The sequence below is a fragment of the Candidatus Izemoplasmatales bacterium genome (assembly GCA_041649275.1).
Classification (GTDB): Bacteria; Bacillota_I; Bacilli_A; order Izemoplasmatales; family Hujiaoplasmataceae; genus UBA12489.
On the sequence record JBAZNL010000003.1, the window covers coordinates 44,849 to 68,639 of the forward strand.

A 23,791-nucleotide genomic window follows, 5' to 3' on the forward strand; every position below is an offset into this window, starting at 1 on the left:
TTCGTTTCCGCGAACCCGTTGAAATTCCGACGGGTTTTGCATATAATGGGGCCGAGACGACACCTTGGGAGGATCATATGAGACTCGAAGAACTGAAACATCGTTACGAACTCAGGAATCTTCCGGTCGCGGATTACGAGATCGCCGCGGCGACCCTAACCGCCTTCGACGCCTTCGCCCGCGGGGAAGGAACCGACGCCGACGGGGCATCCGTCCCGGCGCTCGACCGCTTCCTCTCGACGCTGGTCGCCTCGGGCGAAAACTCCGCGGCGGCGGTCTACGGCCTGGCGCGCTACTATTACGTCATCGGCCGTTCCGACCTCTACATCCGCCTGACCCAGTACACCGGCGGCGTCGGCGTGATCGAGACGATCATCGACCGCCTCGAGCGCGTCTCCGGCCACGAGGCGAAAAAGCGCGTCGAGGCCGGCCTGACGATTCCGCCGCTCGGCACGCCGCCCGAGGCGATGCCCGTCTTCACCGCGGCGTTCATGGCGGCGCTCCGCCGCGAACTCTCCGGCGCCAAGCTCGAACGCGTCCTCTCCGGCAACAACCACGGCATCCCCGACCTCGCCTTCGACAGGGAGAAGGAGGCGTACGCCGCCGCGCCGACCTTCGAAGACTATCTGCGCGATTACCACGTTCGCCAGGTCGAGGAACTCCGCGGCCATGCGAAATCCGGAATCCCCTGGTTCGAGCAGCACATCACCGACGAGGTCGTCGACTTCGTCGCCTCGCAGCCCGAGATCCAGGGCGGCGTGCTACGGGACGGCAAGGTCTACGAGACCAAGATCCCCTACGACATCGAACGCTGGCTCCATGCGGAAACGCCTGAGGAGAAGCGCTACTACGCCTGCCACTGTCCGTTCGCGCGGGAAAGCGTGAAGGCGGGCGAACGCGTCGTCGACCCGCTCTGGTGCCACTGCAGCGGCGGCTTCGTGAAGCGCCGCTACGAGGTCCTCTTCGGCCGCGAGCTGAGGGCGAGATGCCTCCGCAACGCGCTCGCCGGCGACACGCTCTGCCGCTTCGAGATCGACCTTTCCGACGTCCCCTACAAGCGCTGAAGCCTCCGCCTCCCACGACCGGGAGGCGGTTTTTCCGTCGCCGATGCGGCGTTTTCATCGGCCGTGCCTTCGGTTGGGTGTGGCGGAATCCGGCCGAAGTGGTATAATAGTCTATACGCAACCGTGAATCCGGAGGACGACGATGAAGGAACTTTGGGGTTTGCTGATCCGCTTCAGACTCAGGGAACTGTTCCTCGCACCGACCCGAAACGAGTGGGTCCGGATGTTCCGCTACCTCTTCGTGGGCGGCGTCGCCTTCCTCTTCGACTATGGAACGTTCGTCCTGACGGGACTCTGGCTCGGGGACGGATCGTGGGCGATCGCGCTCGAGACGGCGGCCGGGTTCATGGTCGGGCTTTCCGTCAACTTCCTGCTTTCGAAGCGCTTCGTCTTCGTCGAGAAGCCGAAGGGCGTCGGCGCCGGCGGCGAATTCCTCGTCTACGGCGCGATCGGCGCCGTCGGACTCGCCTTGTCGACGGGACTGACCGTCCTCGGGGCGCTGGTGATGGTCAAATACCTCGCCCGGGCGATCGTCGCCGTCCTCGTCCTCTTCTACAACTATTTCGCGCGGAAGTTCCTGCTCTACCGCACAAAGGAGAAGCACGCATGAACAAGAAGATCGTCGTCATCGGCGCCGGCCCAGCGGGCCTGACCGCCGCCTACGAACTGCTCAAGCTCGGACACGGCTACGAGGTCGTCGTCCTCGAGGCGACCGGCCGCATCGGCGGGATCGCCCAGACGATCGAACATCACGGCAACCGCATCGACATCGGCGGCCATCGCTTCTTCTCTAAGGATCCCGCGGTGAACGCCTGGTGGGAGGCGGCGATGCCCAGACAGGGCGCGCCCGCACTCGACGACCGGATCCTCGGCCGTCAGGTCGAGACCGTCGCCGGCGGTCCCGACCCGGAGAAGGAAGATCGGGTCATGCTCAAGCGGCGGCGCGTGTCGCGCATCTACTACCTGAAGAAGTTCTTCGACTATCCGGTGACGATGTCGGGGAAGACGATCAGAAACCTCGGACTGTTCCGCACCTTCCGGGCCGGCATGAGCTATCTGTGGGCGAGCGTCTTCAAGAAGAAGGAGGACTCGCTTGAGAACTTCTACGTCAACCGCTTCGGCCGCGTCCTCTACGGGATGTTCTTCGAGGACTACACGACCAAGGTCTGGGGACGCGCGCCGAAGGACATCTCCGCCGACTGGGGCGCCCAGCGGGTCAAGGGGCTCTCGATCCTCGCGCTCCTCAGAAACATCTTCGGGAAGAAGAAGGGCAAGGTCGAGACCTCGCTCATCACCGAGTTCCTCTATCCGAAGCTCGGTCCCGGCCAGCTCTGGGAATGCGTCGCCGCCGACGTCGCGGCGATGGGCGGGACGATCGTGATGGACGCCCGCGTCGAGAAGATCGAAGTGAAGGACGGCCGGATCGCGTCCGTGACCTATGCGAAGGACGGGGCGGAGATCGTCGTCGAAGCCGACGAGTTCATCTCCTCGATGCCCCTCAAGGACCTCGTCGCCGCGATCGGGGAGGCCGCTCCCGCGGCCGTCCGCGAGATCGCGGGCGGACTGCCGTACCGCGACTTCGTCACCGTCGGCCTCCTGCTTCCGAAACTCAACCTGAAGAACGAGACCGACCTCGCCACCCTCGGCGACATCGTCCCCGACTGCTGGATCTACGTCCAGGAGACCGAGGTCCGGCTCGGACGCATCCAGGTCTTCAACAACTGGTCTCCCTACATGGTGAAGGATCCGCTCCATACCGTCTGGGTCGGCCTCGAGTACTTCTGCCAGGAAGGCGACGACTTCTGGAACCTTTCCGAGGCCGAGACGATCGAACTCGCGCGGAAGGAACTCGCGAAGATGGGCGTGATCGACGAGACCGCGCCAGTCCTCGACGCCGTCCGCGCCCGCATCCCGAAGGCCTATCCCGCCTATTTCGATTCCTACGCGCGGATCGGCGAGATCGTCCCCTTCCTCGATTCCTTCGACAACCTCTGGTGCGTCGGCCGCAACGGCCAGCACCGCTACAACAACATGGACCACTCGATGGTGACGGCGTTCCGCGCCGTCGAGGCGATCGACTGCGGCTCGACCGACAAGCGTCCCGTCTGGGAAGTCAACACCGAGGTCGAATACCACGAGGAGAAGCAGAACGATGGCAGATAGGGTTCGTCGGATCGTCCGCTTCGCGGCCGCGGCGCTTGTGTTCGCGCTCTCGCTTGCGGTCGTCGTCTACTACGTCCTCGGTCCGGCGGAGGGCTACTTCCACTCCGATTCGACCGACACGATCTTCTGGGCGGAGGCGTCCTACGTCTCCGGCATGGCCGTCAACCCCGACTTCAACTACGCCGCCATCCTCCCGATCGGCGGCAACCTCCTGATGGGGATCTGGATGCCGTTCTTCGGCACCTCGATGACGACCCAGGCGCTCGGGATGCTCTCGTTCCTCGTCGTCCTGGCCGCGGCGCTGCTTTTCTTCTTCCGGAGCATGCGCTTCGGCTGGACCGGAACGCTCTTCTACGCCGGCCTGGTCCTGCTCGCGCTGTCCGCCACCGACAAGCTGCGCGAGATGTTCTGGGGGCACGTGATCTACTACTCCATCTACGTCGTCTTCCTGCTCGTCGGCTTCGGTCTCCTCGCCCGCCTCGAGCGGACCGGGGCGGTCCGATCGTGGAAGACGTGGGTCCTGCTCGGCGCGCTCTTCGCCTATGCGGCACTGGTCGCGATCGACGGCCTGCAGCTCGTCTTCATCGTCCTCGTCCCGATCGGCGGCGCGATCGCCGCGGAACGGTATTTCGATTACCGCCGGCCTTTGGCCGCGAAGGCGAACCTGCCCGTCTGGATCGTCCTCGCGACGATCGCCGTCGGCGCCCTGACCGGACTCCGGATCCTCGCCGCGCTCAAGCACGGCCAGGTCGCCGGCTACGCCGACGCCTGGTACGCCATCACCCCGATCTCCACCTGGCGGGAACACCTCGAAAAGATCCCCGAGCACTGGATCACGCTCCTGGGGGGCGGCGTCCCGACCGATCCGGCGGCGACCTTCATCGTCGCCGAGAACTTCGCGAGCCTCGGCTTCTCGCTCTTCCTCGCCGTCTTCCCGCTTCTCTCGCTGGTCGTCTTCCGCAAGGCCGGAACGCTCTTCAAGGTGTTCGCCGTGCAGCATTTCGCGCTTTCGGTCCTGATCTTCCTCGCCTGCGTCTTCGGGTCGCTCGGCGCCGCCAACTGGCGCTGGATCCCGGTCGTGGCGAGCGCCCTGATCCTCACGGTTCTGACGATCCGCGAACTGTCCGCGCAGTTCTCCGCACCCCGTTTCGCCGTGCCGTTCGCGCTCGTCCTCTTGGCGTTCGCGGCGCTGAACGCGATCGAGATCGCGAGGATGGACGCCGACTACGGGCGCGACAACCGCTACCACGTCCTCGCCGCGGAACTCGCGGAGCGGGGACTCACGTACGGTTACGCCGACTTCTGGATCGCCCAGGCGGTGACGGTCGTCTCCGACGGCGAGGTCCGGGTCCGCTCCGTCAACGTCGACGCGACGAACGGGCTCACCCCGTACTACTACCAGAGCGCCTTCTCGTGGTACGAAGCGCAGGAAGGCGTCGACCGCTACTTCGTCGTGATGACGACCGCCGGCTACAACCAGTTGCGCGCGAGCGACATGTACGACGAGATCGTCCCCCACTGGGTCGAGACCTTCTCGGTCGAGGGCTATTCGATCCTCGTCTTCAACGAGAACGTGTTCTGATCGATGCCGATTCCGCCGGCGGCAGCGCCGGCGGGACTGCCGCGTTCGCGAAAATGCATTTTCCGATCATTTTCCCTTTGCAAAATCGAAGTCTTGTATTATAATATTGTTTGCTTGCGGTTGTGGCGAAACTGGCAGACGCGCTACTTTGAGGGGGTAGTGCCTAACGGCGTGTGGGTTCAAATCCCATCAACCGCACCATATTTCAATCATAGGTTTGATACAATCGTATCGAACCTTTTTTTGTCGGCAGAAAGGGGGGATTTTCCCCCAACTCCAAAATTCCATTTTTCCGGAGGAGAAAGAAGAATCGTCTTTCCTTCTTGTTTATCGGAGTGATCGTTCAACCTTAATACGATTACCTGACGATTTACACGATTACCTGACGTTTACCGATTACACCTGATGATATAGATGAATATGAATGCATTCTCAACAATAGAGACCGATGATTGTAATAATGTCAATATCGATGCCATATGGAACGAAGATTTGGTGACGGATGGTGTGACGAATAATGACAGAAAAACACAACAATGATATGGGGTTCGCATGAGTTATGTTCAATGCAATGCGATACTGTTTTCAGTAATTCAAGCATATGCTGCAGGCGAAAGATATGACCCAATATCATTCGCCTTTCGCATGATTATTATCGAGAAATGAACACTTCAGCAATACAGTGCAATTAATTTGCTTTTGTATATGTTAAAATATCATTGCGATGAGTGAGGTGACATTATGTCTGAGATGATTCAACGAATAATCGAATACGTTGAAGACAGACTGTCAAGCAACTTGGACTTTGACGAATTGTACAGAGACATCGGATATTCAAAGTTCCATCTATCAAGAGCATTTAAAACGAAAACCGGTTTTACCATCAGCGAGTATTATTTGAAAAGAAGATTATCGGAAGCGGCCTTGGAAATATTGAATTCAAAGAATCGAATCATGGATATTTCATATAAATATGGCTTTAATTCGGATTCGTATTTTTGTAGGAAGTTCAAACACGAATTTGACACAAATCCCTATAAGTATCGAAAAAGAAGTAGATATATTGTACTTACGAACAAAATAGTCATTAAGGAAGGGGAAACGATGAGATACACCCATGAAGAAGATCTGATTCATGATCTGCTTTTGTGTTCCTCTTCTGAGGAACTGAAAGGTTTCTTTGCAAAAACCGAAAACTGCGTCTTGACGAAACAAAACAATAGCCAGCTCGAAATCGTGTACGTCCAGTACTCCGAAACTGGTTTAGGGAAGCAACTGTTGACCGTACACCTCAACATGATTACGGGACATGTAAGTGTCGTCCCCATCTACAAAATCACGGATCAAGATGGGCCTTTGGTTGAGATGCAGGATCTATCTTTTGAAAATGATACTTTGTATGTTTCCTTTATCGATCACGAGTCAAACAAAACATCTCGGGCAAGACTAGAAAGGATTCCCGAGAAAAGAATTTATTGTAGCTATTCATGGAGGAGCAGATGATATGAAAAACCAACTTGAAAAATACGCTACGAAACTGTTGCAATGTGTCAACTCGAAAGAAGTAATGGATTCGGTTGGAAATGACCATACGGCGGTGATTATGAAACAATTCGGATGCGAATATGTCGTCCTTAAGTATGTGGAAGATGATGAATACCGAATGATATCGCCGATATATATCAATTTTGAAGACTCATCATATCATATCGATGATTTCATCAAACAAAACAAATATAACACCTTCCAGAGACTTGTCAATCTGGGTAACGGAAAAGCATTGGTCCAATACGACGATTTGCAGGCTGAGATCAGTGTGATTTATAACTATCCAAAAGGATTATCATATCAACTTGTTTTGGATACCGGTACTTCTGGAGGAGGGGCAGGCTGGGGCAAAGTCGCGTTGGGTCTCGACTGATTGCGGTTGAAATCCGATTTTCTAGAATTTCATAGGATAGAGCCCATAGCTTATTGTCTTTTTGATTGGTATGATTTCCGGGCAGAAGTCAGTAGTCCCATGCATATGGAACGGGATGGATTCGCAACTTTTTTTGTGGGGATGCAAAAAATGCTCCGCGGGGTGCGATTATGTATCTACACCATTTTCAGCCCTACATATCTGACAATCATCGGTTTGATACGTCCGTATCAAGCCTTTTTTTCACCAACGGGGTGTTCTTGATCATAACCCCTTCAGGAAATTGCCATCAACGGGAGTCAAGAATCGATGTGACAACAGGAAGAAAAGACGCCACCAAAAAAAAGAATGTGAGAAATCCACATCACAATTATTTAAACCCGCAAACAGATTGCGATGATAGAATATAGGTGTGGATCAATCTGGCGGGAGAGACAAGATGCTGGAAGTCGTGAATGCAATTCTTGATTATATTGAAAATCACCTATTTGAGGAAATCACGCTTGAAGACCTGTCGGCATATTCCCATTACTCAAAGTTTCATCTGAGTCGGGAGTTCAATAAAATGGTCGGGACCTCCATACCGGAATACATCACAAGGCGACGACTTTCGAATGCCGCCATCATGATTTTTGAAACGGACAAAACCATAAGCTATATTGCAAATACTCATGGCTATAACTCGGACAAGTATTTTAGCACCGTATTCAAGAAGAATTTCGGAGTATCTCCAAGTGCCTATCGAAACAACCCGGGAATGATCTATCTGTACCCAAAAAGAATGATGAAAGGAGGAGAACAAAAAACCATGAGGAGACTGGATGATATCGTTTGTGAAGTCAATGTTTCGTCCAAAGACGACAATGAAGTTCGAGTGACCCTAAGCAACATTGAAGTCAATGGAAAAGACGTTACTTCATCCATCGAACTTCAAGATAACGGGAACGTGAAAGTCACTTTCTTGGAATGAATCCATATCCGATCAAGTAGTCAAAGACGTTTGGCTACTTTTTCTTTTTATATATCCCAACCAGTATATGTGCATCGAGAGAAACACGGATAAGGGCGAGGTGCGGCCGACAAAGGTCGTTTGAATTGATTGCGGCACGCCGACCGAATGACTCAATGGTTCAACGGCTCCTCCTCACGAATCGATGCATCGATGATATCCACGCACGTCAGGAATGTCGAACAGCCCGCTCCTCCTCGAAACCAAGCATGGTTGCCTCATAGGCCAAATCTTGATGATCCAACCAAGAGACGTTCATGAAGCCGTTTGACCAATTCGAAGTGTGTCGAATGGCGTTTGATGTTTCTCTTTTTCCATGTTATCGGCTTTACATTTTTGATGAGACATAGTACAATATGAACATCGACTACATTTGTAGTCAGAAATAGAGAGGCTATCAAACATGATCAAGCTTACCGACGCCGAATGGCAGGTCATGCGTATTGTTTGGGAAAGACAACCGGTAACGGCAAATGAAGCGACCCAGGATTTGTATGAATCCCAGGCCTGGACCATCAGCACCGTCAAGACGCTGTTGTCAAGACTCGTGGATAAAGGATTGATCCAGGCTGAACCTCAAGGAAAGAAGTACCTCTACCAAGCGATTTGGACCGAACGCGAATGCGTCATATCGGAAATGAAACAGGCGTTGCATCGAATCTATGGCGGACATCTGCGATATCAATCCAACCGATTTGCTTTCTTTGGTGCGCAATTGAACACGGATTTGAAGGATTTCGCTTCGTTTCTGGAAGACAGGACGGATCGAATCGAAAATCGATACGCGTTCAAGATGGATGAGAGACAAGAAATCATCATGTATCGGACGAAAGCACGAATGCATTCGGCATTGGGTCTGGCAGACGCACCGGAATGGCTCCGTGCCGCCTGGGTATGGGACATCATCCATTTGGCTCCCGAAGACAGCTTTGACGACATCCAATTCAAGGCCGCCGCATTGTTCGTGTGGATGCAAAGAGTCATTTTCAGTGTGAACTCATCCGCACCCTACTGGTTATCTCAAGGAATTGCGGCATTTGAGAGCGACCTTATCAATCCTTCTCGCCTTGCGAAGACGATGGAATCGCTGCTGCCAACTCTCCGTCAAGATGCCGTGCTGAATCTTGGCAATCATTATGAACTGTTCCGTCTTCAGGGGGGTTATGAGTTGACGACGACGGCTGTTCAATTCATCGTCAGGACATTTGGATGGGACAGACTCGTAGAATTCGTGAAACATCCGGATGCATATGAGGAATTGTTCCATCTTTCTCAGGACGATTTCTGGCATGAATGGTTCAAGCAAGTCGACACAGAGTATTCAGGGAAGGAATCCTAACCATGATCACAAGAACGCTCAGAATGATCGTGATTTATGCGATTTGTATCTTTGCGATGGGTTGTACGGCCATTTCTACGACATCCACTGCCTCGATGACGAATTCCACCACCTCGACCACGACATCGTCAACCACCACCTCAACCACGACAGCGCCGACCACGGCGACGACTACGACAACGCCGACCACCACCTCATCCACGACAACGTCATCCATCACGACGACCGGAACGACTACGGTTGCGACGACTTCGGTTGTGACATTGGAGCCTGGTCATTTCCCGCTATCGAAACTACAAACTGATTACGATCAATTTGTTCGATATTTGTCATACAATCCGCAGATTTTCACCAATCGGGTCGAACTGGAGGAGGTCATCGAAAGCCAGCGGGAGTTGCTTGCGGATGGAATGACCAGCCTGGAATTCTTCCGAGTGATTACCGTGGTGATGTCAGCGATTCGGTGCGGTCATTCTTTCGTCATCATCCCGTCTGCCATTATCGGAGAAGTGTTTGACGCCGAGTCGGCGTATCCGATTGATGTACGCCTGATCGAAGGGAAACTATATGTTGTCGGGATTGATGGAGATACTCAATTGGAATTCGGGGATGAAATTGTGTCCATTGACGGTATCAGCACACAAGATGTTACGGCGGACATGATGCGATATTTGAGTGCTGACGGCGAAGGAACTGCGTACAAGACGATTGTTTTTAGCCAATACTACCTCTATTATTATCAGCTTTATCTCGCAACCGAAGAAGCTATCGATGTGGAATACATCGATGACAGTACAGGTGCCAGCCAATCGGAGACACTCACGAGAAATTGTCCGAACGTGCACGGTTGGGTTCAAGAGGAACCGTTTGAAGCAACGTACGAAGATGATGTCGCGATCATGACCTTACGGACCTTTTATCCAGAATATCCGTACACCTTGACGGATTTCTACCTGTTCTTTGAGGAATTCTTTCAAACGGTTGCGTCTCAGGGCATTCATAAAATGATTCTGGACATCCGTGGAAACGGAGGCGGAGATCCGCGAGTTGCCAGTCGGCTGCTTTCGTATCTGCTGCCTGAACCGGCACCCTACTTCGCACCGGAAAGCCCGAATTACTATACTGGGCTCAAAGACCGCGTTCCCCTTTCTGAACCACATTATGATGGAAGACTCGCCACGCTTGCAGACGCGTTTTGTTTTTCTACCTGTGGACATTTCGCCTCGTTATTACAATTTCACCAGGTGGGAGTCATCATCGGCGAGGAAACCGGCGGTGGATACACCTGTTCCGATACCTCAAGGAATTTTACCCTGTCGAACACGATGATGCAAATACGAACGTCGACAACTCAATGGACCGTCGCCGTGGAAGACATGACGAAGGGAAGGGGAGCCCTTCCAAGCATCCATGCCTATATGAGCCTTGAAGATTACCGAGATGAAGTCGATCGTGTTTACCTTACGGGAATCGAGTGGCTGAACGAGCAGGAATGATTACGAAATTCACGACAATATTACAAAAGGAGAATGAAATGAATGAAGTAACGAATAACATTGAAAAGTACTACCACATTTTCAATACATTTGAACCGTTCAACAATTTCGTCAAGTATGCGATTAGGGATCATCGACCACAAATATTCGTTGACGATGAAGAACATTGCAAATGCGCAATCCTATATTTGAAGCCCGCCTATTTCATAATTGGAGAGCCGCGCGTTGAATATGCTGAAGGTGTCTTCAACCTGTTTCATAAAGACTCGTGGATCATTGCACAGTCGGAGCTTTGGAAGCAGGCCATAGAAGCATATTTCAAAGATCATGTCGCGACACACCCTAGAGTGCTTTTCAACTCCAGTTCACTGAACGTGGACCATATCATCAAGCAAAGAAAAGAAATGCCATCGGGGCTTTCGATCGTTCCGATTGAAAAGAAACACATCGAATCAGGCATGATTAATCATGATGTAATTCAAAGATTCTTTACAAAGAGCGATTTTTTGGAAAACGGTTTTGGCTTTGCCCTCGTGGGTGAAGATGGGAAATGTGAAGGATTCTCTTTGACGAATTATCCGGTGATTGGAAAGGATATCGAACTGTATTTCAGAGTCGGGTATGATACATATCCCGACTATCGCTCGAAAGGGATGGGAACCAACCTGTGTACCTATTTCATCGAAGAAGCATTCAGGCGTGGGTATAATCCGGTCTGGGATTCCGCAAACGATATATCATCCCACATCGCCAAAAAACTCGGGTACATCGCGGAAAAGGAATGGTATATGTATCATATTCTATAACCGGTTGAGAAAAAGCGGATTGCTGCCGAAAATCCAAGGGAGTAAGTGGAATGAAGAAATTGATTCTGTTCGTTTGTATGATCTGCTTATCATTTCTACATGGATGTTTTGAAATCTCCACACACATGGATACTCTAGACACAAGCACTACCGTAATCAGCACATCATCAATGACGACAAGTTTTGCGACTACTCAGAGTTCCGAAATCACGACTACGTTCATGAAAGCTGCTCTATTTGGCGAACCAGGCGTGACTCCGGAAATCTTCGCGCCCGGGTTCATCAGCACCGAAACGAACTTCGAATTTGCTGGTACATTTTCACCAGATTATCGATATTACTTCTTTACGCGAAGAGCTCCCGAAGGTGCAAATCGGATTTTTTACTCAGAGTATATTGACGGACAGTGGTCACATGCGGAGCTATCACCGATCAGCGAAGATGTCGATGAATTTGAACCATTCATCACCCCCGACGGGAAAATGGTGTATTTCGGATCAATGCGTGATAATCGAAGCGATTATGCCATCTATCAAAGCGAATTTGCTAATGGCGCTTGGCAAACCCCTACATATTGTGATAATGGATTGAATTCTGGATTCTCCATGTATGTTACTGTCTCAACATATGGGAATATCTATTTCACCGGTTTGAATGGCATTTACGTCATCAAGAATATGGAAGGGGAATTTCAATCAAGAGTATCTACGGGGATCGCAGGGGCGCATCCCTACATTTCACCAGATGAATCGTATATGTTGTTTGATAGGGAATCCGGATCAAGCAGATACATATACATTACCATTCAGAATAATGGTCATTGGAGCACTCCCGTAAAACTGGGATCCGACATCAATCAATCCGGAGCTGAACAATTATGCCCATCGGTAACCACAGATGGAAAGTACTTTTTCTTCAGTCGTTTTATTGAAGGTGTCAGCAATATTTACTGGGTTGATGCATCGTGTCTGGATCAGTATCTCGATTGATTGTCGTAACGCACCCAATCGCGCGTGATGAACCCCTGCAGAGCGGTTTTTTTTTGATTGTTCGAAGGGAGCTTCCCCTGATCCGCAATCTCGCATGTCCAGACGGCGGTAGCGCCCCGACGCAATCGTGACGAAGGGACCAAACCAAAACGAATCATAAATGATGATTGTTTTGTGAAACCTGAAATGCTATGATGGAAGTGGTTTTCATTCATCATTGGGTCGGATTCGTCAGGATGGGTCATTCAACGATTCGTTGATGTCTTGTTGATAGGAACTTCGTCGCTTTGGCGGTATTGTATGACTGGGAGGGTTGCCAATGGAAATCGGACTGATGATCTCGAAACGAAGAAAAGAACTCGGCATGACCCAGCAGCAGCTTTCGGACCGACTCTACGTGACGGTCCAGGCGGTCAGCAAGTGGGAGACGGGAGCGGGGAATCCGGACATCCACATGATTCCGCAGATCGCGAGCGTCCTGAATCTCGAGATCGCCCGCCTGTTCGAGAACGGTGATGGAAAGGCGGATCGCGATCAAGCCGATATCGTCGAGAAGGATCCGATCGCGGAGAGGTATGTCGCATATCGGAAATACATCATCCTGTCCGGATTGTTCCTCATGATCGCGTTTCTGTTCTTCGGACTGTTGTATGCGGACAAACTGGACCATCACGCCTACTTGTACGATTGGGTGATCTACGGCGGCTTCATCGTCTGCGGAATCGTCTGCTTCGGGCTGTTCTTCCTTCTGACGGCGCCCTCTCCCAGGACCGACCGGGAAGACGATCCGAAAAGGATTCAGGAAAGGCGGAACACCAGAATCCTGGCGACCTTTCCCATCGTTCTCGTCCTCGGGGAGTACTTGTTCTTCCTGATCATGAACGACGATTTCTATTCCCCCGTGATCGCGACGGACTTCTTCAGCTTCTTCGTGTTCACATGCGCCCTGGTTTATTATCTTCTGCCGGCGGCGATCCCGATCTTCCTCGTGTATCGCCATCCCGCGAATCGGCAGCTGCTCGTGCCGTTCTCGGTCGTCGCGCTGTTCATCCTGTGCCAGTTGGTCGACCTGAAGGTCTTCCAGAATGTCGCCGTCGTCTCCGGCACCATCCTCACGTTCGTCTGGGGCCTCCAGCTGGTGTCGCGAATGATCTTCCAGTCGATGAAGCATGCGGAACGGCGACGGATCCGGCGGCTCCCGTTCGACCTTTTCCTGACGGTCGTCGCATTTCTTCTGGTCGTCCTGCTGTTTGCCGGAATGTTCATGAACCTTTCCGCGAGGACCGACACGATGCTGGACGAAGTGTTGTCCGCATACACCCTGTTCAGCGTCTTCTATGTCGCCCTGTACGTCGTCACGCTTCTGTTCCATTCTTCCGATTCGCTGTTCGGACGGCTTTTCAAGAAGTCGCTCCCCGCTTCACTCCCAGAAGGAAAGGCCGTGGAATGGTTTTCGCGCCATCGAAGCATCCTGGGCTTCGCCTTCCTGACCCTCGTCGTCGTCGTCTACGTCATCCTGAGGATGCAGATCGACTTGACGAGAGCCGACGGCATCATCTGGATCGGGATCGCCTCGCTGATGGCGACGATCCTGATCGACGCCCGGCTCGGTCCGACACGGTGAACGCACAAACGAAGACCGACACATCGCTCGAAGGAGGAGTCAAATGGGAAATCATTCGTTAAGAAGATTCGCATGGGCCGTGGCAATCGTCTCCTTGGGATTCCTGATGTCGTCGTGCGACCTGATGCTGCTGGATCCGGTCGCCACCGCCACGACGCTGTTCCCCATCGATGAACTCGAAGCGCCTCAAATGACCTACAACACGATCGACCAGACATTCCGTTGGGAAGCCGTCGAGAATGCGTCCGAGTATCAGATCTATGTCGACAACGTCCTGCGGATGACGACCACGGAACTGACGTGTTCGATCGACTTCAACGACTATCTGGTTTCGCATCTGGTCGGCATTCGTGCGATACCGACGGATTTCGACCTTCATGCGCCTTCGATCGTCCGAACCATCTCGTTTTCATCTCCGTTATCCTCCTACGACCACATATGGGTGAGCACCGACCCCTGGACGACCAATACGATTCCGGCGGACGCGTATGGCAATTGCGTCTACCTGTTCACGCCGGAATACGAATCCGATTACCACCTTACGCTACGGTTCGTCTCGGCTCCGGAGGGATGGACCGGGTTGCCGCTTCATTGGAACAATCCGGAAACCCAGCGACCGGAACAACTCGACGCGAACGACGACGGCACCTACGATGTCCACCTCTATCCGGACACGACGTACCTGTTCGTCCTCTACGACGTGCCGTCTCCGATGACGGCGAAACTCGAAGTGGATTATCGTTTCGCGTATTCGGAGAATGAATCGGAGATCTTTTCGCTCGCTCCCGAAGAGCGGCAGGTGCTCAAACTGGATGCCCGTGACGTCGGGTTCTATGCGTATGTGAGCGAAGACAATGTCCAGGTGATCATGCAGGCTTATGATCCCGCCGGAAACCAACTCGGCGGGTGGTACGGGTATGCATTCTTCGAGATCAGGGAGCATGATGTGCTGCCCGACGCTCCGTATGAACTTCATCTCTGGAATCCCGCAGATGTCGCCGTCGAATTCCGCATCCTGAAGTTGGACATGTCGCATCGGACTTTGGAACCGAACCGGGAATTCGAGTTTCAAACGTCGAATCACGTGGAGGTTTTGGCGATTCCGACCGGTTTTGCCGGTTATTCGGCTTCCATCAAATACATTTATTTCAGATTCTCGGATCTCCATCAAAGCATCGAATTCGTCAATTGGCAGAATCACTACACATATCCGGAAGGGAACCAACGGTCGCCGAATGACGGCGAACGGCTTTACGAACTGATGATCAACTGCGGGTACACGACATATATCATCATTCAACCTTGGAACAATTACCTTCCGGAATACAACGGTACGGTTTTTGTGACCATCACACTGACCGACCCGATTGGATAGGCCGTTTCATCGGGTCAACCGGCGAAGCAGGTCAAAGGGCGCGAAAATCGGACCCGGCCGCTTCCTCGCGTTCGATCCGGATCGCGGTTGAATCGTCACCCTTGCTGAGCGACCATTCCACTTGTTTTCCATCCCCGGGCATTCCCTTTTCCGCCGAAACGCGGTATAATATCCTTGAACCGCGGCCGTGACGGCCGTCGGCATCGCAGGACAAAGGAAGTGACGATCGTGGACAAGAACGACAAGGCGAAAAACGACAAGCTGACGATGAAGAAGAAGGCCGACAAGAACAACCCCAAGCTGAAGAAGCCCTTCATCGCCGGCGTTTCCGAGCCTGAACAGTCGCACAGCAAGAAGCCGAAGAAGACCTATGAATGAACCCGATCGAACAAGCGTCCCTTCCCATCGAGGAAAGGACGCTTTCTATTTGATGGAAAAGCCGTCCGGTCGAGTCGACCGGACGGCTGATGGAAGGAAGGTTCGTCTCAGGAACCCCGGACGAGGTTCTTGCCTTCCTTCTTGGCGAGATAGAGGTTGTTATCGGCGGTGCAGACGAGTTCTTCGAGCGAGGTTTCCTCGGCGCGCGTCCGGATTCCGACGCTCACCGTGAGATGGAGCGGCCCCTCGTCGGAAAGCGGGAGCGACTTTCCGGCGACGGCGGCTTGGATCCGTCGCGCGACGAAGGCGGCGGCCTCGAAGCCGGAACCGACGAGACCGATGACGAATTCGTCGCCGCCGTAGCGGCCGATCACGTCGCGCGCGCCGAGCTGGTCGCGGATCGTCCCGGCGACACTCTTCAGGACGGCGTCGCCCGCGGCGTGGCCGAAGCGGTCGTTGATCGCCTTGAAGTCGTCAACGTCGATCATCAGGATCGAGAGCGCGTCGCCGTGCTCGTTCGCCTGGCGAAGCAGCTCGTCGAGCAGCTGGAAGGCGTACTGGCGGTTGTAGGTGTTGCAGAGGAAGTCGTTCTGCGCCATGTTCATGAGCAGCCTGCCTTCGACCTTCTCGGATACATCCATGCAGCTGCCGATGAAACCGACGAAGGCCCCCTTGCGGTCGAAGACAGGAACGCCGCGGTCGTTGATCCAGCGGTATTCGCCGTCATGACGGCGGAGCCGGTAGTCCATCTCGAACGGCTGGTGCGCGTGGAAATGGTCGAGGTAGATCTTGACGCAGCGGTCGAAGTCGTCGGGATGGACGCCGGATGCCCAGCCGAAGCCGCGCTCCTCTTCGGCGCTCCTTCCCGTGAAGGCGAGCCAGGTGCGGTTGAAGTAATCGCACTCGGTCGACAGGTTCGAACGCCAGATCATGTTCGGCGACGATTCGACGATCAGCCGGTATTCCTCTTTCTTCAGCATTCCATGCCTCCCCCGCCCGAAATCCGGCGTGCCTGAATCCCATTTTACTATGATGTTCAAAATAAATCAAGAAAGATGGGAATCTTGACCGACGAACCGGCCGCGGAACCGGCGGGAGATCGGGATGGTCGGGAGCGTGGACGACGTTCTCGGCCTTTCTGCATCCCATCCTCATCGAATTTCATTTTTTTGCATCACGGGTCGCTTCCCGCGGTATAATGGATATGAAGTGCGCCGAGTCCGCTGATTCGCCGCACCGTGTCGTCCCAGCCCGGAGGAGCCTATGAGAAGAGCCTGCCTGTTCTGTCTGTCCGCCCTCGCCGCCTTGACGGCGATCGCTTGCGGAAAATCCGCCACGACGGTCGCGACCACGTCCGTTCCGCTCCCGTTCGACGCCGGCACGCTCCTGACGCCGATCGATCCGCCGGATTCGTTCCGCGACATTCTGGCGAACGGGGACCGGATCCTGCACCTCGACGAGAGCATGGTCGTCTTTCGGGAGGACGGCGGGACGACCGTCATCGCCGACGGCGAGACCTACCGCTTCCCTTCCGTCGCCTTCGTCGCCGACGATCAAAGCCGGTGGTTCCTCGGTTTCGATTCCGTCACGCGGACGTTGTATTATTACGAAGACGTCAATACCAGGTACACCAGCCTCGAATTCGTCTCGCTTTCCGGCATCGACGACGAGGATCCCGCGTTCATCGGTTATTCCGAAACGCTCAAGTTCCGTTCCCCGTCCTTCACCGTGACCGGCAACACGATCCGCGACTTCCGCGGCGCGACGCTTTTCCAGAACGGCGAGACGATCGCGTTCCCCGGGTCGATCCCCGGTGATCCACTCCGGTTCTACACCTACCATCGCGCCTACGATGCGGCCGATCGGGGCTGCACGATCGAGACTTACGACGGTTTCGACGCCGAGCCGTCCGCCGTCCAGCCGGTGCATGACACCTACACCTGCGGCGATGTCGCCGCGCGGACGCGGACCCAGGTCGCGATCGAGATCCTGCGATATTCGACGGTGAAGGGTTATGCCCTGATCGACGCCGCCGGAACGGTCCACACCTTCCTGTTCGAGGACTACCTTCCGGCCGGCGCGACCGTCGCGTTCGATTCGGTCAACATCGATGCATCGATTCCCGGCTTCGAATCGCCACGCTTCAAGTACGAGGATGCGGAGGACGAAATGCATACGGTCTTCACCGACATGGACTTCTCGTTCGTCGCGGACGTCGTCGGCGGCAACCGGTACCTGTTTGCGGACGACCGCATCCGCGTCTTCCGCGATTACGGCATCTTCGATCCGGATCTGGTCAGGATCGCGACCTATGCGGCGCACTTCGAACACCCCATGGGGACGTATCTCGAGGCGATCGACGATTTCCTGCTTATCATCGAAACGAACCTCGTCGACGAGGAGTTCTACGCCTACACCACGGTGCTGAATCGCTCGACCGCGTCGACCGCCGGATTCGACGGGATGGTCTATGAGATCGAAGGTGACCTCGCCGTCGTCGACACCGGGGACGACCTCGTCGTCTACGACAAGACGACCTGGACCGTGCTTCGGACCATCTCCGACGCCGACTACGAACTGCTTCAGGACGGGTTTCTGGTCTATCGAGGCGCATCCGGGATGACGATCCTCGACGTCGCGACAGGAGTGGACGCGACGTTCGCGATCGTCTGCGAGTTCCCCTACGCCTGGACCGTCTACGGGTATCTGCTCGAGCGTGAGGGCGCATACTTCGTGTTTGGCTGACGTGCCGGCGATTTTTACGGTTTCACAAGATTCCCCCTTGGAACGCATTTACTTTTCGCGCGTTTGTGCTATAATACGACTTGAAATGGGCGTCGCCCGCCCCCAAGTCGCCCCGCGATTGAAAGGAATCCACCATGCAGATCGAACTCGTGAACCTCGACCCGAAATCCATCGCCTTCGCCAACGACCGCGACGAAACGCTCGCGAACGCGAAGCTCGAAGCGTTCCTCGCCAATGCCGGGATCGTCCCCGAACACCGTTTCCAGAACGAACTCGTGATCAAGAAGGACGGCAAGCGCCTCGCCGTCTACATCAAGTACGCCTCGGTCCCCCGCGGCACGCCGAAGACGAAGGACGTGAACGTCGCCGACATGGCCGGCGGACCCGCGCTCAAGATCCGGATCTCGCCGGAGGAATACGTGCCCTTCACCGACGGCGACCTGATGCCCCGGATCCGCGAATATCTCGATGAGAACCGTCTCGGCATCGACAACCGGCAGGCGAACGCGCTCGCCGAACCGCACGGCGACGGCTACGATGTCTATCTCCCCGTCAAGGGGAAATGAGATGGACGGAATCCCCGAACTGCGCAAGTTCCTCGAGCCGCGGCTGCGCGCCTGCCCGGGCGTGCTTGCGGCCCATGAGGGCGGATCCGCCGCGACCGGCTTCTCCGACCGGTATTCCGACCTCGACCTCGAGGTCGTCTGCGAGGACGACGCCGTCGAGACGGTGATCGCGCTCGTCCGCGCGGCGCTCGACGAACGTTACGGCATCGAACGCGAGTATCGCGTCCCCGAACCCGCCTGGCACGGCTTCTCGCAGGCATTCTACAAGCTGAAGGGGCTCGCTCCCTTCGTCTACGTCGACCTCGCCGTGATCAAGGTCTCGATCCCCGACAAGTTCGAGGAAACCGACCGCCATGGCCGCGCCGTCGTGTGGTTCGAGAAGGAATCCGTGCTTTCCGAACGGATCTCGTCCGCGGAAGCGATCGACGCGCGCGGAAGACGGCTCTTCCGCCAGGCGACCGCGACCGACTTCCTGATGCTTCTCGAAGCCCGCAAGAACATTGCGCGCGGCCGCTTCGTCGAAGCGTTTCCCAACTTCTTCCGATATCTTGTCGCCCACGTGGGCGTCCTCCTCAATCTGAAGCATCGTCCCGCCAAGGCCGACTTCGGCGTCCGGTACGCCTACCGCGACTATCCCGAAGCGGACCGCCTCCTCGTCGAAGACGCGATGAAGGTCTCGAGCCTCGCCGAACTGTCGGCGATGCTCGACCGCCTCGAAGCGCGCTTCGAAGAGCTGAAGGCCGAGCTCTCCGGCCGCTGGAGCTGATGCCCGAAAAGCCGCACGGAACGTCCTGAACCGTTTCAGCCATCCAGAATCCATACTCCAGGAGGTCCATCCATGTCCCAGTGGTGGGAAGCATTGTCCGGTTTCCAGCAGGCCATGTTCGTCGTCGCGGCAATCGCGACCGCGATCATGGCGATCTTCCTGATCCTCATGCTCTTCGGCATCGAAGGCGGCGAAGCCTCCGCCTATGGCGGCGACGTCGACGTGCCCGATGTCGACGCCGACGTTGACGTCGACGAGATCAACGACGAACCGCTCTCCGCAATCGGCGGCCTCAAGATCATCACGATCCGCGGCGTCCTCGCGTTCCTCGCGATCGGCGGCTGGACCGCCTTCTCGCTCGGCGACTTGATCCATCCGCTTCTCGCTTCGCTCTGCGGCCTCGCGTCCGGTTCGCTTGCGGCGATTCTGCTCGCGATCGGTCTCCGTGCGGCGATGAAACTCGAGTCCGAGGGCAACCTCGACCTCAAGAACGCCGTCGGCAAGATCGCGACCGTCTACCTCCGCGTCCCGAAGGACCGCACCGCCAAGGGCAAGGTCACGCTCACCGTCCAGGAACGCTACGTCGAAGCCGACGCCGTCACCGACGAGCATGAGGACCTGCCCACGGGCGTCGAGGTCGAGATCGTCGACGAAGCCGACGAGAACACGCTCGTCGTCCGCCGCAAATAGCGCCATCGTCCCCCTAGTCCTTCAAAAATCCACAGATAGAAAAGGAGATTTCCCATGACACCCCTGTTCCTCGAATTTCCCATCGGTCTCGTCGTCACGATCATCCTGCTCTTCTTCACCGGCATCATCTTCATCGTCTCGCGCTACAAGAAGTGCCCGGCGGACAAGATCATGGTCGTCTACGGCAAGGTCGGACGCAACAACGACGGTTCCAACAAATCCGCCCACTGCATCCACGGCGGCGCCAAGTTCATCTGGCCGATCTTCCAGGCATACCAGTTCCTCGACCTCACGCCGATGTCGATCCAGGTCGACCTCAAGAACGCCCTCTCCCGCCAGAACATCCGCATCGACGTCCCTTCGCGCTTCACCGTCGGCATCTCGACGGAGGTCGGGATCATGCAGAACGCGGCCGAGCGCATCCTCGGGCTCGGCCTCTCCGAGATCCAGGAACTCGCCAAGGACATCATCTTCGGACAGCTCCGTCTCGTCATCGCGACGATGGACATCGAGGAGATCAACACCGACCGCGACAAGTTCCTCGAAGCCGTCTCCCGCAACGTCGAGACCGAGCTGAAGAAGATCGGCCTCCGCCTCATCAACGTCAACGTCACCGACATCAACGACGAATCCGGCTACATCCAGGCCCTCGGCAAGGAAGCCGCCGCGAAGGCGATCAACGACGCCAAGAAGTCCGTCGCCGAGAAGAACCGCGACGGTTCGATCGGCGAGGCGAACGCCGTCAAGGACCAGCGCATCCAGGTCGCCTCGGCGAACTCGACCGCGATCAAGGGCGAGAACGAATCGCTCGGACTCATCTCCCAGTCCAACGCCAGCCGCCGCGAGATCGAGGCAGAGGCGCTCCGCCGCGCCATCGCCGCCGAGAAGATCGCCGCCGCCAAGGCCCTCGAGGAATCCTACGTCGCCGAACAGAACGCCGAGACGGCCCGCGCCGCCCGCGAGAAGGCGACGCTCGAGGCCGACGTCATCGTCAAGACCGAGATCGAGAAGCAGAAGCGCGTCCTCGAGGCCGAGGCCGAAGCCGAACAGATCCGCCGCCGCGCGAAGGGCGAGGCGGACGGCATCTACTCGAAGATGGAAGCCCAGGCGCGAGGCAACCAGGAACTTCTGACGAAACAGGCCGAAGGCTTCGCCGAGATCGTCAGAGCCGCCGGCGGAAGCCCCGACGCCGCCATCAAGATGCTCATCACCGACAAGCTCGAAACGCTCGTCAAGACCCAGGTCGAGGCGATCAAGAACCTCAAGTTCGACAGGATCACCGTCTGGGACGGCGGCGCGAAGGACGGCTCGTCGACGACGGCGAACTTCGCCTCGTCGCTCATGAAGTCGATCCCGCCGATGAACGACCTGTTCAAGATGGCGGGCATGGATCTGCCCAAGTATCTCGGCGAGGAGACGCCCGCCCCCGAGGCGAAGCCCGAACCGAAGAAGTAATCCGAATGAAAACGACGCGCGGTCCCTCGCAGGACCGCGCGTCTCGTATTTTCGATTCAGTATTTCGCCAGGTCCGGATGGCTGCCGAAGCGGCCGATTCCGGAAAGCGTCGCGATCTTCGCCTCGTCCTCGTCGTCGAGCGTGAAGGAGAAGACGTCGAGGTTCTCTTTGATCCTTGCCGGCGTGACCGATTTGGTAAGCGGATGGATCCCGCGATCGAGGATCCAGCGCAAGACGACCTGGGGGACGGTGCGGGCGTGCTTCGAAGCGATCTCTGCGAGGACCGGGTAGTCGAAGACGTGGCCGCGCATCATCGGACTCCATGCCTGGACGAGGATTCCCCGGGCGCGGCACCAGGCGACGACGTCGTCGGCGGGATTTCCGGGATGGAGTTCGACCTGGTCGACCATGGGCTTGACCTCGGCGGCGTTCCAGAGCGGTTCGAGGTGGTGGGGAAGGAAGTTCGAGACGCCGATCGCGCGGACCTTGCCCTCGCGGTAGAGGCGTTCCATCGCCCGCCAGGTCTCGAGGTTCGTCGCCCTGTGGTCCGGGAAGCGGTTGACCGCCGGCCAGTGGATCAGGTAGAGGTCGACATACTCCACGCCGAGCTTGGCGCGGCTCGCCCCGAAGGCGCGCAGGGTCGATTCGTAGCCCTGGTCGTCGTTCCACACCTTGGTGGTGAGGAAGACCTCGGAGCGGGGGATGCCCGCATCGCGGATCGCGGCGCCGACGCCGGTCTCGTTTCCGTAGACCGCGGCGGTGTCGATCGCGCGGTATCCGGCCGACAGGGCGGCGCGGACGGCGTTGTAGACGACGTCGCCGTCGGGGATCTGCCAGGTTCCGAAGCCGATCGGGGGGATCGCGACGCCGTTGGATAGGGTGAATGGTTTCATGGGATGCTCCTTCGAAGGATGTCTTGGGGCAAGCGGGTCATTCGCCGTTCCATTCGGCGAGGAAACGGCCGAGATAGGCCGAGAGGAAGCGGTGGCGTCGAATCGCGATCCGTTTCGCCGTCTTCGTGTTCATCAGGTTCCGGAGATTAAGGAGCTTCTGCCCGAAGTGGGCGAGCGAGGAGTCGTCGTCCATCGAACCGGCGTAGATCGGCCGGCCCTTGCGCCCCCCGTATGCGAAGGCGCGCGCGATCCCGATCGCACCGATCGCGTCGAGCCGGTCGGCGTCCTGGACGATCATGCCCTCGATCGAAGAGACCGCCTTGCCTTCCATATGGGCGGTGTACGACATTGACGCGATGATCTCGAGAACCGCCTCGCGGGTCGCGGCCGGAACGTCCTGTTCGCGCAGGAAGCGTTCGGCGCGGTCGCCGGGACCGCCGAGCTTCTTGTCGTCGACGTCGTGGAGGATCGCCGCGAGGACGACGACGAAGCCGTCGGCCCGTTCGTGCGCGAGGATCCGCTCCGCCATCCGGCGGACCCGCTTCACATGCTCGTAGTCGTGTCCGGAGGCGTCGTCCTTCATCACCGTGTGGGCGAAGGCCTCGGCCTTCGCGACCACATGTCTTTCGAATCCGTCCATCGTGCGCCTCCCGAATGATTCCTCACGACCATTATACCATGAGCGGGTGCACGATGCGAATCGGACGCGTTTTCCGGAAGATGTCCGGAAACCGTCTCCGAGGAAGCGAAAGCAAGCATATTTCGCTTGCCAAATCGGACGATTTCGTGTAAAATCTTTCTTGGCGGCAAAATCAGTGGGACTGTAGCTCAATTGGGAGAGCACCAGCATGGCATGTTGGGGGTCGCGAGTTCGAGCCTCGTCAGTTCCACCACCTGATACATCAGGCATCCAAGTTTGGATGCCTTTTT

Annotated in this window: 23 protein-coding genes and 2 tRNA genes; 22 read left to right on the forward strand and 3 right to left on the reverse strand. The window is 56.1% G+C overall.

Annotation, left to right across the window (positions count from 1 at the left end):
• Positions 1–77 precede the first annotated feature (77 nt).
• The 16 genes from WC509_03795 (at position 78) to WC509_03870 (ending at position 15,746) form a co-directional block, all read left to right on the forward strand.
• The gene (locus WC509_03795) at positions 78–1,064 is read left to right on the forward strand and encodes a hypothetical protein (protein MFA5006575.1); all 987 of its coding nucleotides are present in this window, start codon (positions 78–80) and stop codon (positions 1,062–1,064) included.
• A 142-nt stretch (positions 1,065–1,206) separates the two neighbouring features.
• A complete protein-coding gene (locus WC509_03800) occupies positions 1,207–1,674 on the forward strand; it encodes a GtrA family protein (GenBank protein ID MFA5006576.1) in 468 nt (155 codons plus the stop codon).
• Positions 1,671–3,227 carry an NAD(P)/FAD-dependent oxidoreductase gene (locus WC509_03805; protein MFA5006577.1) on the forward strand — a complete coding sequence of 519 codons (1,557 nt, stop codon included), beginning with the start codon at positions 1,671–1,673 and terminating at the stop codon, positions 3,225–3,227. Before WC509_03800 ends, WC509_03805 begins: the two co-directional genes overlap by 4 nt.
• Entirely contained in the window at positions 3,217–4,809 is a 1,593-nt protein-coding gene (locus WC509_03810; GenBank protein ID MFA5006578.1) for a hypothetical protein, read from the forward strand. The genes WC509_03805 and WC509_03810 overlap by 11 nt, the downstream gene beginning before the upstream one ends.
• 116 nt (positions 4,810–4,925) lie before the next feature.
• A tRNA-Leu gene (locus tag WC509_03815) sits at positions 4,926–5,010 on the forward strand.
• A gap of 540 nt (positions 5,011–5,550) precedes the next feature.
• Positions 5,551–6,312: an AraC family transcriptional regulator gene (locus tag WC509_03820; GenBank protein MFA5006579.1), complete on the forward strand. Its 762-nt coding sequence runs from the start codon at positions 5,551–5,553 to the stop codon at positions 6,310–6,312.
• A gap of 1 nt (position 6,313) precedes the next feature.
• The gene (locus WC509_03825; protein ID MFA5006580.1) at positions 6,314–6,730 is read left to right on the forward strand and encodes a hypothetical protein; all 417 of its coding nucleotides are present in this window, start codon (positions 6,314–6,316) and stop codon (positions 6,728–6,730) included.
• A gap of 439 nt (positions 6,731–7,169) precedes the next feature.
• A complete protein-coding gene (locus WC509_03830) occupies positions 7,170–7,700 on the forward strand; it encodes an AraC family transcriptional regulator (protein ID MFA5006581.1) in 531 nt (176 codons plus the stop codon).
• A 442-nt stretch (positions 7,701–8,142) separates the two neighbouring features.
• Positions 8,143–9,078 (forward strand): BlaI/MecI/CopY family transcriptional regulator, encoded by a 936-nt coding sequence (locus WC509_03835; protein MFA5006582.1) that lies wholly within the window; start codon positions 8,143–8,145, stop codon positions 9,076–9,078.
• A gap of 61 nt (positions 9,079–9,139) precedes the next feature.
• Entirely contained in the window at positions 9,140–9,382 is a 243-nt protein-coding gene (locus tag WC509_03840) for a hypothetical protein (protein ID MFA5006583.1), read from the forward strand.
• A 106-nt stretch (positions 9,383–9,488) separates the two neighbouring features.
• Entirely contained in the window at positions 9,489–10,574 is a 1,086-nt protein-coding gene (locus WC509_03845) for a S41 family peptidase (protein ID MFA5006584.1), read from the forward strand.
• A gap of 38 nt (positions 10,575–10,612) precedes the next feature.
• Positions 10,613–11,380 carry a GNAT family N-acetyltransferase gene (locus WC509_03850; GenBank protein ID MFA5006585.1) on the forward strand — a complete coding sequence of 256 codons (768 nt, stop codon included), beginning with the start codon at positions 10,613–10,615 and terminating at the stop codon, positions 11,378–11,380.
• A gap of 50 nt (positions 11,381–11,430) precedes the next feature.
• Positions 11,431–12,369: a hypothetical protein gene (locus WC509_03855; protein ID MFA5006586.1), complete on the forward strand. Its 939-nt coding sequence runs from the start codon at positions 11,431–11,433 to the stop codon at positions 12,367–12,369.
• 319 nt (positions 12,370–12,688) lie between these two features.
• Complete coding sequence (locus WC509_03860) at positions 12,689–13,993, forward strand: helix-turn-helix transcriptional regulator (protein ID MFA5006587.1); 1,305 nt, start codon at positions 12,689–12,691, stop codon at positions 13,991–13,993.
• Between the two features lie 79 nt (positions 13,994–14,072).
• Positions 14,073–15,368: a hypothetical protein gene (locus WC509_03865; GenBank protein ID MFA5006588.1), complete on the forward strand. Its 1,296-nt coding sequence runs from the start codon at positions 14,073–14,075 to the stop codon at positions 15,366–15,368.
• 228 nt (positions 15,369–15,596) lie between these two features.
• Positions 15,597–15,746 carry a hypothetical protein gene (locus WC509_03870; GenBank protein ID MFA5006589.1) on the forward strand — a complete coding sequence of 50 codons (150 nt, stop codon included), beginning with the start codon at positions 15,597–15,599 and terminating at the stop codon, positions 15,744–15,746.
• Positions 15,747–15,853: 107 nt separating this feature from the next.
• On the opposite strand, the gene WC509_03875 is transcribed toward WC509_03870, so the two are convergent.
• Positions 15,854–16,726 (reverse strand): sensor domain-containing diguanylate cyclase, encoded by an 873-nt coding sequence (locus WC509_03875; GenBank protein ID MFA5006590.1) that lies wholly within the window; start codon positions 16,724–16,726, stop codon positions 15,854–15,856.
• Positions 16,727–17,009: 283 nt separating this feature from the next.
• Between WC509_03875 and WC509_03880 the strand changes: the two genes are divergently transcribed.
• From WC509_03880 to WC509_03900, 5 genes are all read left to right on the forward strand, one after another.
• Positions 17,010–18,491, forward strand: coding sequence for a hypothetical protein (locus tag WC509_03880; protein ID MFA5006591.1), 1,482 nt, complete (start codon positions 17,010–17,012; stop codon positions 18,489–18,491).
• Between the two features lie 134 nt (positions 18,492–18,625).
• On the forward strand, positions 18,626–19,057 hold the full coding sequence (locus WC509_03885; protein ID MFA5006592.1) for a hypothetical protein: 432 nt from the start codon (positions 18,626–18,628) through the stop codon (positions 19,055–19,057).
• A gap of 1 nt (position 19,058) precedes the next feature.
• Positions 19,059–19,823, forward strand: a complete 765-nt coding sequence (locus WC509_03890; GenBank protein ID MFA5006593.1) for a hypothetical protein — start codon at positions 19,059–19,061, stop codon at positions 19,821–19,823.
• A 72-nt stretch (positions 19,824–19,895) separates the two neighbouring features.
• Entirely contained in the window at positions 19,896–20,513 is a 618-nt protein-coding gene (locus WC509_03895) for a hypothetical protein (GenBank protein MFA5006594.1), read from the forward strand.
• 54 nt (positions 20,514–20,567) lie between these two features.
• A complete protein-coding gene (locus tag WC509_03900) occupies positions 20,568–21,968 on the forward strand; it encodes an SPFH domain-containing protein (protein ID MFA5006595.1) in 1,401 nt (466 codons plus the stop codon).
• A 56-nt stretch (positions 21,969–22,024) separates the two neighbouring features.
• Here the strand turns inward: WC509_03900 and WC509_03905 are convergent, their stop codons facing one another.
• Positions 22,025–22,861: an aldo/keto reductase gene (locus WC509_03905; GenBank protein MFA5006596.1), complete on the reverse strand. Its 837-nt coding sequence runs from the start codon at positions 22,859–22,861 to the stop codon at positions 22,025–22,027.
• Positions 22,862–22,898: 37 nt separating this feature from the next.
• Complete coding sequence (locus WC509_03910) at positions 22,899–23,501, reverse strand: HD domain-containing protein (protein ID MFA5006597.1); 603 nt, start codon at positions 23,499–23,501, stop codon at positions 22,899–22,901.
• Between the two features lie 177 nt (positions 23,502–23,678).
• Between WC509_03910 and WC509_03915 the strand changes: the two genes are divergently transcribed.
• Positions 23,679–23,754, forward strand: a tRNA-Ala gene (locus WC509_03915).
• Positions 23,755–23,791: the final 37 nt, after the last annotated feature.

What these genes read in the sequence shown, in the direction of transcription:
- WC509_03830 (MFA5006581.1), top strand. Translation starts at nt 7,170, where the DNA reads ATGCTGGAAGTCGTGAATGCAATTCTTGATTATATTGAAAATCACCTA.
- WC509_03820 (MFA5006579.1), top strand. Translation starts at nt 5,551, where the DNA reads ATGTCTGAGATGATTCAACGAATAATCGAATACGTTGAAGACAGACTG.
- WC509_03855 (MFA5006586.1), top strand. Translation starts at nt 11,431, where the DNA reads ATGAAGAAATTGATTCTGTTCGTTTGTATGATCTGCTTATCATTTCTA.
- WC509_03825 (MFA5006580.1), top strand. Translation starts at nt 6,314, where the DNA reads ATGAAAAACCAACTTGAAAAATACGCTACGAAACTGTTGCAATGTGTC.
- WC509_03890 (MFA5006593.1), top strand. Translation starts at nt 19,059, where the DNA reads ATGGACGGAATCCCCGAACTGCGCAAGTTCCTCGAGCCGCGGCTGCGC.
- WC509_03905 (MFA5006596.1), bottom strand. Translation starts at nt 22,861, where the DNA reads ATGAAACCATTCACCCTATCCAACGGCGTCGCGATCCCCCCGATCGGC.
- WC509_03805 (MFA5006577.1), top strand. Translation starts at nt 1,671, where the DNA reads ATGAACAAGAAGATCGTCGTCATCGGCGCCGGCCCAGCGGGCCTGACC.
- WC509_03850 (MFA5006585.1), top strand. Translation starts at nt 10,613, where the DNA reads ATGAATGAAGTAACGAATAACATTGAAAAGTACTACCACATTTTCAAT.
- WC509_03860 (MFA5006587.1), top strand. Translation starts at nt 12,689, where the DNA reads ATGGAAATCGGACTGATGATCTCGAAACGAAGAAAAGAACTCGGCATG.
- WC509_03835 (MFA5006582.1), top strand. Translation starts at nt 8,143, where the DNA reads ATGATCAAGCTTACCGACGCCGAATGGCAGGTCATGCGTATTGTTTGG.
- WC509_03875 (MFA5006590.1), bottom strand. Translation starts at nt 16,726, where the DNA reads ATGCTGAAGAAAGAGGAATACCGGCTGATCGTCGAATCGTCGCCGAAC.
- WC509_03885 (MFA5006592.1), top strand. Translation starts at nt 18,626, where the DNA reads ATGCAGATCGAACTCGTGAACCTCGACCCGAAATCCATCGCCTTCGCC.
- WC509_03880 (MFA5006591.1), top strand. Translation starts at nt 17,010, where the DNA reads ATGAGAAGAGCCTGCCTGTTCTGTCTGTCCGCCCTCGCCGCCTTGACG.
- WC509_03810 (MFA5006578.1), top strand. Translation starts at nt 3,217, where the DNA reads ATGGCAGATAGGGTTCGTCGGATCGTCCGCTTCGCGGCCGCGGCGCTT.
- WC509_03895 (MFA5006594.1), top strand. Translation starts at nt 19,896, where the DNA reads ATGTCCCAGTGGTGGGAAGCATTGTCCGGTTTCCAGCAGGCCATGTTC.
- WC509_03910 (MFA5006597.1), bottom strand. Translation starts at nt 23,501, where the DNA reads ATGGACGGATTCGAAAGACATGTGGTCGCGAAGGCCGAGGCCTTCGCC.
- WC509_03800 (MFA5006576.1), top strand. Translation starts at nt 1,207, where the DNA reads ATGAAGGAACTTTGGGGTTTGCTGATCCGCTTCAGACTCAGGGAACTG.
- WC509_03845 (MFA5006584.1), top strand. Translation starts at nt 9,489, where the DNA reads ATGACCAGCCTGGAATTCTTCCGAGTGATTACCGTGGTGATGTCAGCG.
- WC509_03795 (MFA5006575.1), top strand. Translation starts at nt 78, where the DNA reads ATGAGACTCGAAGAACTGAAACATCGTTACGAACTCAGGAATCTTCCG.
- WC509_03900 (MFA5006595.1), top strand. Translation starts at nt 20,568, where the DNA reads ATGACACCCCTGTTCCTCGAATTTCCCATCGGTCTCGTCGTCACGATC.